The organism is Saccharothrix tamanrassetensis (assembly GCF_014203665.1).
Classification (GTDB): Bacteria; Actinomycetota; Actinomycetes; order Mycobacteriales; family Pseudonocardiaceae; genus Actinosynnema; species Actinosynnema tamanrassetense.
In genome coordinates, this window is the sequence record NZ_JACHJN010000001.1 from 486,900 (window position 1) to 501,814 (window position 14,915).

Here is a 14,915-nt window from a genome sequence, read left to right on the forward strand (position 1 = left end):
AGGTCGGTCGGGTGGGTCACGGGGTGGTCTCCCTGGCGAAGGACAAGGCGAAGAGGTGGTTCACCAACGCGACCAGCACGGCCTTGCTGGAGTCGCGCCGACGGGCGTCGCAGTCGACCAGCGGCACGTGCGGCGGCAGGTCGAGCGCGTCGCGCAGCTGGTGGCGGGAGTGTTGCGGAGCGCCGAAGTTGTTGCGCGCCACCACGAACGGCGTGCCGTGGTGCTCCAGGCGGTCGATGGCGTACCACGAGTCCTGCACGCGCCGGGTGTCGACCAGCACCACCGCCCCGAGCGTCCCGGCGAACAACCGGTCCCACAGGAACCAGAACCGCTCCTGGCCGGGTGCGCCGAACAGGTAGAGCACCAGCTCGTCGTCGAGCGTGATGCGGCCGAAGTCGAACGCGACGGTGGTGGTGGTCTTGCCCCGCACGGCGGTGGTGTCGTCGACACCGATGCCCGCGCGGGTCATGGTCTCCTCGGTGGACAGCGGCCTGATCTCGCTGACCGAGCGCACCATCGTCGTCTTGCCCACGCCGAACCCGCCGACCACGACGATCTTGAGTCCGTGGTGGGCGGTGGCGCGCAGTGGCGCGCGTGGTGCGGTGTCAGAGTTTCTGGAGGCCAAGGAGCACCCGCTTCAACAGTTCCGGGGACGGCAGTGCGTCCGGCGAGTGGGAGGTCCGGGGGTGGCGGGCGGTGACCACACCCGCGTCCAGCAGGTCGCACAGCAGGATCCTCACCACGCCGACCGGCAGCTCCAGGTCGGCCGACAGCTCCACGACGGCGGTGGGGCGGCGGCAGATCCGCAGGATGCGGGCGTGCTCGGACTGCATGCCCGCCGACGGCTCGCTCTCGCTGACGATCAGCGTCACCAGGTCGATCGACCCGTCGTCGACGACCCGGCTGCGCCCGCCGGTGATGGTGTACAGGCGGTCCGGGTTCTCGTCGTGGAGGCGCGGGCTCATGCCGGTCGCGGGCTGTACGGCGCCTGGCGCGGTGGCGTCGACAGGTAGTCGCCGAGCTGCTCCACCAGTTCGTTCATGTTGTGGCCGATGACGCCCGCGTCGGCGTCGTCCACGGCGACCACGGCCAGGTGGGCGCCCTGCCCGGCCTCCACGATGAACAGCAGGCCGCCGTGGAACTCGGTCATCGACTGGCGCACGCCGCCGGTGCCGTCGCCGAACTCGATCGACGCGCCGTAGGCGAGGCTCTGCATCCCGCAGGCGATGGCGGCGAGCTGGTCGGCCTGGTCCACCGAGAGGCCGCGGGTGCGGCAGAGCTTGAGTCCGTCCTTGGACAGCACCAGGGCGTGCCGGGAGCCGGGGGTTCTGTCGAGGAGGTTCTCCAGCAACCAGTCGAGGTCGCGGTCGGTGGTGTTCATCCGGGCTGTCGGGGCCGAGGTCCTGGGCCTGCGTTGCTGCCGGGGGCCGCGCCCCTGCCTCCAATCTGTCGGGTGTTCGCGGTGCCTGGTGGGGCGGGACGCCTCAGGACGGCCAGCGGGGCGGCTGGCCGCGCAGCGGCTCGGGTCGCGGCGGGGTCTCCGGCTCGGTGAAGCCGCCGGGCTCGAACCGGCTCTCCGGCTGCCGCTTGTCCGCACCGAAGAGTTCGGAACCGCGGAGTTCGGAACCGAGGGACGCCGTGCCGCTGTGCTCGATCACAGGGGGCTCAACGCCGCGGTGCTCGATCACCGGGTGTCCGGTGTCGTGAGGTTCGATGCCACCGGGTTCGTCACCGTGCAGTTCATCACCGTGGAGTTCGACACCGGAGAGTTCGGTGCCGTGCAGTTCGATGCCGTGAAATTCGGCGTCGTGGAATTCGGCGCCATGGGATTCGGCGCCGTGGAGGTCGGTGCCGGGGTTGCGCGGACCGTGGTTCTCCGGCGGGTCGACCTCGGGGCGGGCGTCCCGGCCGAAGCGCCCGGCCCTGCGGAACGCGCTGAACCGGCTCCCCGCGTCCACGCGCGGTGCGGCCGGCTCCGGGAGGTTCGACGGCAGGACCGGGAACGCGGACCCGAGCGTGCTGCCCCGTTGCCGGCGTGGCAGCACGACCTGCTCCTCCGGCGGTTCCCGGTCGACCGCCGGCTCGGTGGACCGCCGCGTGGCGTGGTCCTGCGGCGCGGGGATCACCAGCGGCTCGATCGCCGGGATGACGCGTTCGGAGTACGCCTCACCGGAGTCCATCGGCCCGGCGGAGGACGGGGAGCGCCGCTTGCCGCCGCTCGGACGGGACTCGGTGACCAGCGTGCGCGGGATCATCACGATCACGCCCGTGCCGCCCCGCGAGGACGGGCGGAACGACACGGTGAGGCCGTGCTTGCGGGCCAGCCGGCCGACGACGGCGAGGCCCAGCCGGGTGCCGGACAGCCCGGCCAGGTCGAACGACCGGCCGGAGACGGTCTGCTCGGCGCGGCGCAGCGCCAGGTCGCCCATGACCAGGCCGCCGTCCTCGATCGTGACGACCACGCCCGCCTGCACCTCCTCCACGTACACGTGCACCTGCTCGGAGGGCGGCGAGAAGCTGCACGCGTTGTCGATCAGCTCGGCGAGCGCGTGCATCACGCCCTCCGCGGCGTAGCCGACGATGGCGGAGGAGCTGGCGGAGTGCGTGCGCACCCGCTGGTAGGCGCTGACCCGGCCGACCGCGCCGCGCAGGATCGACTCCATCACGATCGGCTTGGTCCAGCGGCGGCCGGAGCGCGAGCCGGTGAGCACCGCGATGCTGTCCGCGAGGCGGCCCGCCTGGGCGGTGCTGTGGTCGAGTTGGAGCAGGTCCCCCAGCACCTCTTCGCCGTGCCGGTCCTCCATCTCGCGCAGGTCGGCGAGCATGCTGGTGGCCAGGGCCTGCATGCGGCCGGCGGCGTTGCCGCAGGCGGCCATCGCGGCGGCCCTGGTGCGCTCGCCGCGGCCGACCTCCTCGGCGAGCAGGCGCAGCACGCGGTCGTGGTCGGGGTTCACCGGCCGTTCGACCTCGGTGAGCGCCGTCTCCGCGGACGAACCCGCGCGCAGCCGTTCGACGAGGGCGGGCGCGAGGCGTTGCGCGAGGTCGGCGGACTCCGCGGCGAGCGCGGCGGCCCGCCCTCGGAAGTGCCGGGCGGCGGACCGCTGCCACACGGCGAAGGCCACCGCGACGACGAGCGCGAGCGCGGCGGCCGAGGCGCACAGGCCGACGGTGGTCCGCGCGTACTGCGGGGCGACGAGCGCCGCCCAGGCGACCAGTGCGCTCGCGACCACCAACGTGCTCGCCGCGGCGATCACGACCGGCCACGCCGGAGGGCCCGCCAGGGAATCACTGGACGGGGTGTGTGCTGACATCAATCAGATCCTCGCGGGCGATCGGGGAACATGCGTGCGCGCTTTCCCGGCCGGTGTTCCGCGCTATTCCCGGTGACCGGGAACAGGCCTGCACTGCCGACCGTTCCGGGTACTGATCGGCGGAACATCTGCTTCTGTGGCCGCACGGCGGATCAGCCTGCCCACGGCCGTTCGGACTGTCAAGGCTGGGCGGAAACGTTCACCCGTGCGTACGCCGAATAGTGCAGCCCTCACGGAAAACCGCAGTTCAGGGCCTTGCCCGCAGCAGGGGAAGGAAACCGGGGGATGCCCGGCCGTGCTCTCCGTATTCCCATTCATTCTTTCGTGGCACGACGCCGGACGTTTTCGCAGATGGCAGCCGATTCGCCGGCACCGCACCGGAGCCGGGCGATTCTTTCCGCCGAGTCGCGCGGAAGATCAAAGCCGGCCCGACCGGCGTCGTCCGGGCCGAGCGCTTCAGACGCTGCGCAGCACCGACACGACGGCGCCCAGCACGACGGCCTCGTCGCCGTCGATGACGTCGTACGCCGGGTTGCGCGGCTCGAGGAAGACGTGGCCGTCGCGCCGCCGGTACACCTTCACGGTGGCCTCGCCGTCGATCATCGCGGCGACGATCTGGCCCGAGTGGGCCTCGTGCTGCTGCCGCACCACGACGATGTCCCCGTCGCAGATCGCGGCGTCGACCATCGAGTCGCCGCGCACCCGCAGACCGAAGACGTTCCCCCGCCCGGTGAGTCCGCGCGGCAGCGTCAGGACGTCGTCGACGTGCTCCTCGGCCGCGATGGGACTTCCCGCGGCGATGTGGCCGACCACCGGCACCGGCACCGAGTCGCCGGCGGACTCCCGTTCCGAGGGCTCGTGCAGGAACACCCGCACGTCGATCGGCCGGGACATCGTGCTGCCGCGCCGCAGGAACCCCTTCTCCTCCAGGCTCGCCAGGTGTTTCGACACCGAGGACGACGACCGCAGCCCCACCGCGTCGCCGATCTCCCGGGTGCTCGGCGAGTACCCGTACCTGACCACCCAATCCCGGATCGCGACCAGGATTCGCTGCTGGCGTACCGGGAGCGTCGAAGTGTCCAGGTGCTCGAACGCACCAAGATCGTCATAGGCGGCCACCTGCCGGATGATAGAGGTAGGCACCCCGGACACCGCTGATCGGCCACCGAGTGCAGTACCACGACGAGCGCCACGAGCCGGGCGAGCGCGCACAGCGCCGGCGCATGACCGCCGGACTACACCTGCGCCGGGGAGCCGGCCCCACCGCGCTCGTCCCCCGGCCCCGCCGGTGGTAAGTCGGGTGCCCGGTTCGCGGCTTCTTCCCCGGGACCGACGGCGGCCGGTGCGGCAGTGGCCGGGCTTCGCCCGGACAGCAACGCCCGGACGCGGTCCTCGTCCGGTAGGCCGAGTTCGCCGTAGATGGCGAGTGCCTCCTCCCACGGTCCGACCGCCCGGTCCGCGGAACCCAGGCCCTCCAGCGCGCGCGCCTCCTCGTACCGGTCGCCGATCGCCCTCGCCACGGCCAGCGCCTCGGCGTGGTGGGCGCGGGCCAGGTCGGGCGCACCGGCCGCCAGGTACGCCGGACCGAGGTTGTTCAGCACCTCGGTCTCGATGCCGCGGGCGCCGATCCCCCTGGCCAGTTCCAGCGCCCGGCCGAAGAGTTCGAGCGCCTCCTCGATCCGGCCGCCGAGCCGGTGCACCTCGGCGAGGTTGCCCAGGGCGCGCGCCGTGCCGCCGGGGTCGGCGAAGATGTCCAGCGCCTCCCGGAGGTCGCGCAGGGCCCGGTCGTGGTCGCCCAGCCGGGTGTGGACGACGCCGAGGTTGGTCAGCACGACGGCGCGCCCCTTGGCGAACCCGAGGTCGTCGGCGAGGGCGAGCGCCTCGCGGTAGTGCGCCAAGGCCTCCCCGTACCGCCCCAGCCGCTCGTAGAGGTTGCCCAGGTTGTTCAACGCGCCGGCCTCGCCCAGGCGGTCGCCGGCCCGCCGGCACACGTCGAGAGCCAGGCCGTGGTGGTGCATCGCGTCCTCGTGCAGGCCGAGCCGCAGGTAGGCCACGCCGAGGTGGTACAGGGCCGCGCCCTCGGCCGGCTTGTCACCGGCGGACCTGGCCGCGTCCCGCACATGACCAAGCACCACCAGCGCGTCGCTGTGCCTGCCGCCCTGGTCCAGGTGGCGCTGGAGGGTCTCGGCCAGCCTCGCGGTCGCCGTCGACCACCCCCGCCGGGCGGTGAACGCCACCAGGGCCAGCAGGGACTGCCACTCCCGGTCCACCCACTCGCGGGCGTCGCCCACCGGCATCGGCGAGTCCGCTGCCGGACCGGGGTGCAGTGCGTCCATCGCCTGCCCGGCGGTGACGGCGAAGTGGTCGACCAGCCGGACCAGGGCCCCGTCCAGCACCTCCTCGTCGGTCACCTGTTCACGGGCGTAGGCCCGCACCAGGTCGTGCATGTCGAACCGGTCCGCGGACGAGCGCTGGATCAGGTGGGCGCGGACCAGGACGTCGAGCCGCCGGGTCGCCGTCCGCACGTCCGTGCCGAGCAGCGCGGCGGCAGCGGGCAGGCCGATGTCGTGCGCCGGGTGCGCGCCCAGCAGCCGGAAGTCCTGCCGCGCTTCGTCGTCCAGGTGCCGCAGCGACCAGGAGAACACCGTCCGCACGGCGGTGTCGGGATCGCCGACGTCGAACAGGTCCAAGCCCTGGACTCTCAGGTCGTCGACCAGTTCGGCGAGCGGCTGGGCGGGTCTGCCGTGCGCGCGTGCCGCCACGATGCGCAGGGCCAGCGGGAGGCCGCCGCAGCGTTCGGCGAGTTCGCGCGCCGCGTCCGAGGACCGGTCGACCTGGCCGCCGAGCTGCGCCCGCAGCAGGTCCAGCCCCTCCCCGGCGGAGAGCGGGCGCAGGTCGACGCGGTGGGCGCCCGGCCGGACCTGGAGGCCGGCGAGGTCGGTCCGACTGGTGACCAGGACGAAGCACAGCGGTTCGGCGGGCAGCAGCGGCCGGACCTGGTTGACGTCGAGCGCGTTGTCGAGCACCACCAGCACCCGCTTGCGGGCCAGCAGGCTGCGCAGCCGGGCGGCCCGCTGGTGCACGTCGGCGGGGATGTCCGGGTCGTCCAGGCCGAGGCTGCGCAGGAAACCCGCCAGCACCTCGGCCGGGTCGTGCGGCTTGACCGGCGAGTAGCCGTGCAGGTCGGCGTACAGGCAGCCGTCCGGGAACCCGTCCGCGACGCGGTGCCCCCAGCGCACCGCCAGGGCGGTCTTGCCCACCCCCGCGGGCCCGGCGAGCACCACGATCGGCACGCCGTCGGCCCGCGCCCGGTCCAGGGCCGCCAGTTCCCGCTCCCGCCCGGTGAACCCGATCGGGTCGGCGGGCAGCTCGGCCGGCACCGGCCGGGCCTTGCGCGTCGGGCCCGCCGCTCCCCGTGGCCGTTGCACGGAGTCGCGGAGCGTCGCCAGGCGCCGGTGCTCGTCGGCCGGCACGGCCAGTTCGTTCAGCAGGTCGTCCAACGCCTCGCTGGACGGCAGCGTCGTGCCGGCCAGGTAGGCGTAGAGCGTGCTCTGCGAGATCCGCAGCCGCCTGGCGAGCGCGGCGACCTTGACCGGCCCTCCCGGACCGTGCCGCAACCAGTGCTTGAGCGCCCGACCCAGGTCCGCAGCGGTGCCGACGGCGGTTGCGGACATTCCAGAGTTTCCGAACTTGTCCAGCGGTGGCGGTACTGACACTCCACACATGATGCGCTACTGCGCGTACACGGGGCTACTGGGGAGTAGTGGGGGGATCTCGTGCGGTTCGCCGGCCACGTCGTCCCAGAAGCCGCCCGGACCGACCGCATGGAGGACATACCGTGAAACGCTCCACCTCTCGAAGTCGCGCTCTCGCGCTGGTAGTGGCCCTGTTCGCGACCCTGATCACCGCCACGGTCGGGTCGCCCGGCACCGCGGCCGCGTTGCCACCCGCCTTCTCATCAGGGCACGGCATCGAGGTCCGCAACGTCATGCAGACCACACCCCGGACCTACGTGGTGAACATCCACACCAACTCGGTGGACACCCGCGCGCTCGCGTGGACCTACCACGACGTGATCATCACGTTGCCGTCGAACTACAACCCGCACGTCGCCTACCCGGTGCTCTACCTCTACCACGGCCGGGCGCAGGGTCCAGGGGCCTGGCACCGCGAGGCGAACATCGAGGCGGTCACGCACGGGTACCCGATCATCACCGTCGCCGCCGAGGCGGGCTGGGCGGGCTGGGGCACCAACTGGGTCAACCAGTCCGCCGGCGTCCAGCAGTGGGACCGGTTCCACCTGGACGAGCTGATCCCGTGGGTCGACCAGAACCTCAACACCGTCCGCGACCGCGAAGGCCGTGCCATCGCGGGCTTCTCCATGGGCGGCTTCGTGGCGATCCGGCACGCGACGCACCGCCCCTGGCTGTTCCGGATGGCGATCGGCATGTCCGGCGGCTACAACCTGGAGGACCAGCGGATGCGCGTGGCCGTCACCGGCCCGCTGCCGGAGAAGGGCCTGCCGCTCGACGGCCCGTTCGGCGCGCCGTGGGACGGGTCGTGGGGCTTCAACAACCCGTGGCACCGGGTGGGCGGCCTGAGCGGAGTGCACACCGTGCTGTACGCGGGAACCCGGCACGACGACCTGCTGGAGGGGCAGGCGCACCGGCTGACCTACGAGTTCCACCAGCACCTGCTGGCCAACGGGATCTCCAACAGCTGGATGGTCGAGTACGACTGCGGCCACTGGATCGACTGCGTGGCGAGGAACGGCATCGGCCGTGAACTCCCGGTGATGATGGACGTGCTCCGCCACCCCTGACGATCCGACGACCTTCCACCAACCGGCGTTCCGCGCGCGGAACGCCGTCACCACCTGGGGTGCCGATGACCTCGCTTGGATCCCGCGCGGCCAGACCTGTCACCGTCGTGCTCGCGATCGTGCTCGCGGTGGCGGGCGCCCTCGTCCCCACCTCCCCCGCGGTCGCGGCGTCGGACCGGGGCGGGCCCATCACCAGGAGCGAGGTCATCCGGCGCGCCCAGTACTGGGTCGACCACCAGCCCGGCCCCTACAACCAGGGCGGGAAGTCGCTCGGACCCGGCGGTGACCACCACTACCGCACGGATTGCTCCGGGTACGTGTCGATGGCGTGGCACCTGAACGCCAACCCGTGGACGGGAACCCTGCCCGACTTCTCCCACGAGATCCCGCGCAACGAGTTGCGGGCAGGGGACGTCCTCAACTCGTACCGGGACCACGTGCTCATCTTCCACGAGTGGACCGACGACCGCGGCGGCTTCTCCTACTACTCGTTCGGCTCGACGCCGGTCAGTCACCTACGGCGAACATCAACGACCGGTATCTCGACGGGCACCCCAACGGCGACTACAAAGCGCTGCGGTACAACAAGATCGTCGAAGAGACCGCCGCCCGACCACATCCCTACGCCAGTGGTCGGGTGGTGTCGGCGAGGTCGGCGGACGGCCGGTTGGAGACGTTCGCGGCCGGAGCGGACGGCATCTACCACTCGTGGCAGACCGCGGTGAACGGCGGCTGGTCGGACTGGCACTTCAAGGGTGGCCCATCGGACGCGCAGTTGGCCATCGCGTCCAACAGCGACGGTCGGCTGGAGCTGTTCGCGTTGTCCGGCAACACCTTCGACCACATGTGGCAGACCACCGCGAACGGAGAGTGGTCCGGCTGGGCCAACTTCGGCGGCGGCGGATACCGCGTGGCGGCCGGTAGCAACGCCGACGGCCGCATCGAAGTCTTCGCCTCCAACACCAACGGCGTGTTCCACAAATGGCAAACCGGACCAGGAACCTGGTCGAACTGGGAAGGCCTCGGCGGCCCGGCGGGCTCACGGCTGGCCATGGAGTCCTCTGTAGACGGGCGATTGGAAGTCTTCGCTTTGTCCGACACGACTTTCGAGCACCTGTACCAGACCGCCCCCAGTGGTGGCTGGTCCGCGTGGGAAGGCTTCGGCGGCGGTGGCCACGACCTGACGGTCAACCACAACACCGACGGCAGGCTGGAAGTGTTCGCCTCCAGCTCGGCGGGCGTGTTCCACAAGTGGCAGACGAGCGGCACCTCGTGGTCGAACTGGGAGGGCACCGGTGGGCCGGTCGACGCGCAGCTGACCAGCGGCCGTTCGGTCGACGGCCGGGTGGAGGTGTTCGCCGTCAACGCGGACACCGCGGCACACATCTGGCAGACCGATCCCAACGCGCCGTACTCGGCGTGGGAGACCTTCGGCACCGGCGGCACGGAGATCACAGCCGGCAACAACGCCGACGGCCGCATCGAGGTGCTCGGCACCAGCCACGCCGGCGTCTACCACAAGTGGCAGACCGGCTTCACCACCTGGTCCGACTGGGCCTGGCTGAACAACTCCGCAGGCCCGGCGATCCGCTGACCGCCCGAAGAGGACTGGAACACCATGGACATCACAAGACCCGGGTACCGGCGTGCGCTCCGCAGACTCGGCGCCGTCCTCGGCATCCCCGCGACGGTCACGGCACTCACCGCATCGGTGGCGCTGGCCGCCGGTCCGGGCGGGCAACCGGCGGACCCGGACGAGATCTGGCCGCAGGAGGTGAGGGCACAGATCGCGTCCGCGCCGTGCGACCCGGCCGGCCCCTCCGGATCGGACGCCACCCTGGCGGCACAGCTCAACCCGCAGCTGGCCGACAAGATGGCGGGCCACCTGAACGCCTATCGCATGTCGTGCGCGAGGGTCGTCACCCAGGCGGTCCGCGATCGCGGGCTCAACCCGCGCGCCGCCGCCATCGCGATGGCCACGGCGATCGTGGAGAGCGGCATCATGAACTACTCCGAAGCCGTCGACCACGACTCGCTCGGGCTGTTCCAGCAGCGACCTTCGATGGGCTGGTGCTCGCCGGCGCAGTGCGTCGACCCGGTGTACGCCACCAACAGGTTCCTCGACGCGATGGAGCGGGAGTTCCCCGGCGGGTCGTGGAACACCACGCCGATCGGTGACGTGGCCGCCGAAGTGCAGAAGCCCGCAGCGCAGTACCGCTACCGGTACGGGGTGGAAGCGCGCGACGCGACCGTCATCGTCGATGCGTTGTGGAGCGGCATGGGCCGTACCGCGCACCCGTACCCGAGCGGTCTGGTGGTGTCGGCGCGGTCGGCGGACGGCAGGCTGGAAACGTTCGCCGCCGGGTCGGACGGGATCCACCACTCGTGGCAGACCGCGGTGAACGGCGGCTGGTCGGACTGGCGGTTCGTCGGCGGGCCACAGGACGCCCAACTCTCCATAGCGTCCAACAGCGACGGTCGGCTTGAGCTGTTCGCGTTGTCCGGCAACACCTTCGACCACATGTGGCAGACCACCGCGAACGGAGAGTGGTCCGGCTGGGCCAACTTCGGCGGCGGCGGATACCGCGTGGCGGCCGGTAACAACGCCGACGGCCGCATCGAAGTCTTCGCCTCCAACACCAACGGCGTGTTCCACAAATGGCAAACCGGACCAGGAACCTGGTCGAACTGGGAAGGCCTCGGCGGCCCGGCGGACTCACGGCTGGCCATGGAGACTTCGCCGGACGGCAGGCTGGAGGTGTTCGCGCTGTCGGACACCACGTTCGGGCACCTGTTCCAGACCGCGCCCAACGGCGGCTGGTCCGCGTGGGAGGCCTTCGGCGGTGGTGGACAAGACCTCGCGGTCAGCCACAACCAGGACGGCAGGCTGGAAGTGTTCGCCTCCAGCCCGGCGGGCGTGTTCCACAAGTGGCAGACCAGCCGCACCTCGTGGTCGGACTGGGAAGGCACCGGAGGTATCGGCAACGCCGAACTGGCCACCGGACGGTCGGTGGACGGCCGGGTGGAGGTGTTCGCCATCAACTCCGACGTCGCCGTGCACACGTGGCAGAGCCGGCCGAACGCGTCGTACTCGGCGTGGGAGACCTTCGGCACCGGCGGCACGGAGATCACAGCCGGCAACAACGCCGACGGCCGCATCGAAGTGCTCGGCACCAGCCACGCCGGCGTCTACCACAAGTGGCAGACCGGCTTCACCACCTGGTCCGACTGGGCCTGGCTGAACGACTCCGCAGGGCCGGCCGTTCCGTAGCGGCCGGACAGCCTCACGGGCGACGGGCGGCACCAGCGGATTCACACCACAGGTGCCGCCCGTGGCAGCTCGAAGAGGACGCGTCTCGTGTCCTCGTCCCGAGTCCCCGAACCCCCGGCCGTATTCAAGGTGCGGGCTGTCGGCGCGGTGGTGTGTGATCGTGGGTATGGCGATCGTGTTGGGCAAGCCGGAAGTCGACGAGCTGAGCGAGGCTGTGGGCGTGCTGCGGGCGTGGCAGGACGACGGGGCGCCGATGCAGCTGCATCCGGGGGACCTGGGCTGGTTCTGGCGGAACGGTGCCGAGGCGACGGCCGAGGCGGTCCGGACCTGGAGCCGGGACGGGCGGATTCTCGCCGTCGGGCTGCTGGACGAGCCGAGGCTGTTGCGGCTGACGATCGCGCCGGACGCCCAGCGGGACGAGGAGCTGGCGCGGCAGCTGGTCGAGGACGTGTCCGAGCCGGAGCGAGGCGTGCTGTTAGAGGGGAAGGCGAACGTCGAAGCGCCGGTGGGCACGCTGGTCCAGGACCTGCTGTCCGAGGACGGCTGGGACGTCGACGAGCCTTGGACGCCGCTGCGCCGCGACCTCACCGAGCCGGTGCGGGACCTCGGCGTGCGGATCGAGGTGGTCAAGCCGGAGCAGGCGCACGTGCGGGCCGCGGTACAGCGTGCGTCGTTCGACGGTTCGACGTTCACCGAGGAGCGCTGGCACGCGATGGCGGCCGGATTGCCGTACGCCGACGCCCGGTGCCTGGTCGCCTACGACGACCAGGGCGACGCGGTGGCGGCGGTGACGGTGTGGTCGGCCGGTCCGGGCAGGCCCGGGTTGCTCGAACCGATGGGCGTGCACCGGGAACACCGGCGCCGCGGCTACGGCAGGGCGGTCACCGAAGCCGCGGCGGCCGCACTCCGGGAGCTGGGTTCGTCGAGCGCACTCGTCTGCACCCCGAGTTCCAACGTCGGCGCGGTCGCCACCTACGAGTCGGCCGGCTTCCGGCCGCTGCCCGAGGTCCGGGACCGGTACCGGGACGCCTAGCGGGGCCACCCCACCGGCAGGGTGAACGCCCAGTGGATCCGCACGGGGTGCTTCGGCAACCCGTCCTGCGCGTCACCGGCGATGCCGGCCGCGACGATCCGGTCCAGCGTGTCCATCCCGTGCACCACGCGCCCGAGCACGCTGTACACGGGCGCGATGTGGGCGTGCGAGTGCACGATGAAGAACTCGCTGCCGTTGGTGCCCGGACCCTGGTTGCCCATCGCGACGGTGCCGCGCGGGTAGGTCTCGCGGCCGGTCACCTCGTCGGCGAACCGGTAGCCGGGGCCGCCCTCCTCCGCGCGGTGGATGTCCCCGCACTGCAACACGCCGAGTCGCGCCGAGTTCGTGAGCCGGAAGCACTGGGTGTCGTGGTAGAAGAGGTTGCGCACGAGGTGGGTGAAGCTGTGCACCGCGCAGGAGGCGTTCGAGCGGTCGAGTTCGATGACCACCGTGCCGTAGTTCGTGCCGAGGACGGCGGTCGCGGTGCCCCTGGTCGACGCCGTGGGGCGGGGCGGGCTGACCGGCTTGGCGGCCGGGTTGTCCGGGGTCGGGGTGAACTCGCAGCGTTTCGTCGGCCTGGTGTCCTCCGGCGCGGCGCCGGCGGCCGGTGCCGCGACGCCGAAGAGGGCTGCGAGCAGGACAACGGCTGATACCGCAAACCTTCCCATGTGCAGATGCTAGTGCGTCGTCAGCGGAACGGGCGTCCCACTTGGCGGTCCGAGGGAAGGCGGGGCCCGGTGCCCGCTCTCGACTGCCGGCGGCGGTGGCCTGTCCCCCTTTTCGGCCACCGCCGACCGGGTCACCTCGCGGAGACGTGCAGCCGTGCCGATGCGGCGATCGCGCGCAGGGTGCCCACCAGCGTGTCGTAGCGCCGCTGGGCGTCGTCGCGCGACGTGCCGATGGCGACCACGCCCAGCTTGCCGAACTCCGGCAGGGCGCCCAGCGCGTAGTAGAACGCGCCGGTGCGGGTCGCCGGGTCGTACGCCATGTCCTCCCGTGCGGCGATCTCCACGAGGTCGGCGCACGACAGGGAGCGGAAGGCGTCGTCCTGGATCCGGTCGCTGGTGACGTAGTAGCGCGGCGAGCCGTCCGGGACCAGGTAGGTCCCGGTCTCCTCGTCGTACCGGCCGTCGAGCAGACCGTGCGAGAACATGTACGGCGCGGTCGCGCCGCCCATCCGCAGGTTGATCTCCAGGGCGTACACGCGCTCTGGCTCGTCCTCGTCCACCACGAAGTCGACGCTGAGCTGCCCCACCACGCCCGCCCGCGCCAGCTCCCGGCCCGCCGACGTGGCCAGTTCCTGCACGCGCAGGCGGTACGCCTCGCGGGCCGGGAACAGGCAGCCGACGAAGGTCTGGCCGGACGCCCCGCCGAGGACCTGGTCATGTGTGGACAGGATGCGCACGCCGCCGCGCGGGTCGAGTTCCAGTTGCGCCGACGGCGAGCGGAGCACCCGGGCGTCCAGGAAGCACTCGACGACGCCGCCCATTTTCCGGAATTTCTCCCGGAACGTGAGCCAGGTGTCGCCGGGGGCGGTGAGCTGGGTGGCCATCCGTTCGGCGATCCAGCTTTCCAGGTCGGTTTCCGGTGCGCCCTCGTAGGAGAAGATCGCGTTTCCGGCACCGGCGAAACTGTCGTTGAGTTTCACCACCGCTTTGCGCAGCCCCGGGTTGCCGGATTTGAGCCGGGTCAGTGCGCGGACGAGGTCCTCCTCGCTCCCCAGGTCCTCGAACCCGTCGAGTACCGGAACGCCCGCGCCCTTGAACAGCTTGCGCCCGCCGCTCTTGGTGCCCAGCCCCGCCAGATCCGGGTCGCAGGCGAACAGCGGGATGCCCAACCGCACCGCCAGCTCGCGTTCCAGCGGGGTGCTGTTGAAGACCACGAGATAGGCGCGCGCCGGGTCGGGAATGGCCGCCCTAACCCGCCGGATCAGGTCCGGCCGCCGCAGGATCTTCTCGCTCAGCGGCAGCGCCGAGTCGTCGCCGCAGTCCAGCAGGCAGAGCCGGTCCGTCACGTCGGCGCTGCTCAGCGGAGGCACCAGGCTCATCGCGTAGTCGACGATCTCCGGGCTGACCGGCCGGCTGGTCGCGTAGACCAGCCGGGTGCCGGGGCGTCGCAGGAGCTGGAATTCGAACAGCAGGCGCTGTTCGAAGTGCACGGCACCGGGAATCTTGCGAAGCTCGTCGGCGTGCAGCGTCAGACTGGGCACCACGACGACGGTCACCGGGCCGTCCGACGCGTCCTCGAACATGGTTTCGAGGCGCTGCTGCAATCGGCGGAAGTCCGCCATTTCCGGGGGGTCGGTTTTCACTGATGCAGCGTACTGAGACAACAGCTGCGGCGAAGCGCACAAACAGGTGACCTTGTTGAACCGGAGTGATGACATTTACTGTGCAGCTGTAACGATCCGTAGCAAGTGAAGGTCATTCCTCTTCGAAACTCGCCGGCACCCCGACACTCTATGCGGCTCGCTCATTC

The 14,915-nt window shown here is 71.4% G+C and carries 12 protein-coding genes and 1 pseudogene; 4 read left to right on the forward strand and 9 right to left on the reverse strand.

All coding sequences use genetic code 11. The features are described 5' to 3' along the window. Positions 1–16 precede the first annotated feature (16 nt). From FHS29_RS02005 to FHS29_RS02030, 6 genes and pseudogenes are all read right to left on the reverse strand, one after another. Entirely contained in the window at positions 17–586 is a 570-nt protein-coding gene (locus FHS29_RS02005) for a GTP-binding protein (RefSeq protein ID WP_312864747.1), read from the reverse strand. Positions 587–605: 19 nt separating this feature from the next. Further along, complete coding sequence (locus FHS29_RS02010; protein WP_184687619.1) at positions 606–965, reverse strand: DUF742 domain-containing protein; 360 nt, start codon at positions 963–965, stop codon at positions 606–608. Continuing rightward, on the reverse strand, positions 962–1,381 hold the full coding sequence (locus tag FHS29_RS02015; protein ID WP_184687621.1) for a roadblock/LC7 domain-containing protein: 420 nt from the start codon (positions 1,379–1,381) through the stop codon (positions 962–964). Before FHS29_RS02015 ends, FHS29_RS02010 begins: the two co-directional genes overlap by 4 nt. An 847-nt stretch (positions 1,382–2,228) precedes the next feature. Beyond that, positions 2,229–3,311: pseudogene (locus FHS29_RS38420) on the reverse strand (sensor histidine kinase); the annotation flags it as partial. Between the two features lie 456 nt (positions 3,312–3,767). Then, a complete protein-coding gene (gene lexA / locus FHS29_RS02025; RefSeq protein WP_184687624.1) occupies positions 3,768–4,430 on the reverse strand; it encodes a transcriptional repressor LexA in 663 nt (220 codons plus the stop codon). A gap of 116 nt (positions 4,431–4,546) precedes the next feature. Continuing rightward, entirely contained in the window at positions 4,547–6,985 is a 2,439-nt protein-coding gene (locus FHS29_RS02030) for an ATP-binding protein (RefSeq protein WP_184687626.1), read from the reverse strand. 164 nt (positions 6,986–7,149) lie between these two features. Here FHS29_RS02030 and FHS29_RS02035 point away from each other — a divergent pair, with 164 nt between their 5' ends. Further along, a complete protein-coding gene (locus FHS29_RS02035) occupies positions 7,150–8,133 on the forward strand; it encodes an alpha/beta hydrolase (RefSeq protein WP_184687628.1) in 984 nt (327 codons plus the stop codon). A gap of 292 nt (positions 8,134–8,425) precedes the next feature. Here FHS29_RS02035 and FHS29_RS02040 read toward each other — a convergent pair whose 3' ends face one another. Further along, positions 8,426–8,578 carry a hypothetical protein gene (locus FHS29_RS02040; protein WP_184687630.1) on the reverse strand — a complete coding sequence of 51 codons (153 nt, stop codon included), beginning with the start codon at positions 8,576–8,578 and terminating at the stop codon, positions 8,426–8,428. Positions 8,579–8,587: 9 nt separating this feature from the next. On the opposite strand from FHS29_RS02040, the gene FHS29_RS02045 reads away from it, so the two are divergent. The 3 genes from FHS29_RS02045 to FHS29_RS02055 all read left to right on the forward strand — a co-directional run bounded on the left by FHS29_RS02045 (position 8,588) and on the right by FHS29_RS02055 (position 12,437). Further along, positions 8,588–9,727 carry a PLL family lectin gene (locus tag FHS29_RS02045; RefSeq protein ID WP_221455264.1) on the forward strand — a complete coding sequence of 380 codons (1,140 nt, stop codon included), beginning with the start codon at positions 8,588–8,590 and terminating at the stop codon, positions 9,725–9,727. A 24-nt stretch (positions 9,728–9,751) separates the two neighbouring features. Then, on the forward strand, positions 9,752–11,404 hold the full coding sequence (locus FHS29_RS02050) for a PLL family lectin (protein ID WP_184687632.1): 1,653 nt from the start codon (positions 9,752–9,754) through the stop codon (positions 11,402–11,404). Positions 11,405–11,570: 166 nt separating this feature from the next. Continuing rightward, positions 11,571–12,437 (forward strand): GNAT family N-acetyltransferase, encoded by an 867-nt coding sequence (locus FHS29_RS02055; protein ID WP_184687634.1) that lies wholly within the window; start codon positions 11,571–11,573, stop codon positions 12,435–12,437. On the opposite strand, the gene FHS29_RS02060 is transcribed toward FHS29_RS02055, so the two are convergent. Beyond that, complete coding sequence (locus tag FHS29_RS02060) at positions 12,434–13,105, reverse strand: peptidylprolyl isomerase (RefSeq protein WP_184687636.1); 672 nt, start codon at positions 13,103–13,105, stop codon at positions 12,434–12,436. The genes FHS29_RS02055 and FHS29_RS02060 overlap by 4 nt on opposite strands. 131 nt (positions 13,106–13,236) lie before the next feature. Further along, positions 13,237–14,748 (reverse strand): peptide ligase PGM1-related protein, encoded by a 1,512-nt coding sequence (locus FHS29_RS38020; protein ID WP_184687637.1) that lies wholly within the window; start codon positions 14,746–14,748, stop codon positions 13,237–13,239. Positions 14,749–14,915: the final 167 nt, after the last annotated feature.

Excerpts from the sequence above, each read along its gene's own strand:
- FHS29_RS02010 (WP_184687619.1), bottom strand. The coding sequence starts at position 965 with ATGAGCCCGCGCCTCCACGACGAGAACCCGGACCGCCTGTACACCATC.
- FHS29_RS02060 (WP_184687636.1), bottom strand. The coding sequence starts at position 13,105 with ATGGGAAGGTTTGCGGTATCAGCCGTTGTCCTGCTCGCAGCCCTCTTC.
- FHS29_RS02055 (WP_184687634.1), top strand. The coding sequence starts at position 11,571 with ATGGCGATCGTGTTGGGCAAGCCGGAAGTCGACGAGCTGAGCGAGGCT.
- FHS29_RS02050 (WP_184687632.1), top strand. The coding sequence starts at position 9,752 with ATGGACATCACAAGACCCGGGTACCGGCGTGCGCTCCGCAGACTCGGC.
- FHS29_RS02015 (WP_184687621.1), bottom strand. The coding sequence starts at position 1,381 with ATGAACACCACCGACCGCGACCTCGACTGGTTGCTGGAGAACCTCCTC.
- FHS29_RS02040 (WP_184687630.1), bottom strand. The coding sequence starts at position 8,578 with ATGAGCACGTGGTCCCGGTACGAGTTGAGGACGTCCCCTGCCCGCAAC.
- FHS29_RS02030 (WP_184687626.1), bottom strand. The coding sequence starts at position 6,985 with ATGTCCGCAACCGCCGTCGGCACCGCTGCGGACCTGGGTCGGGCGCTC.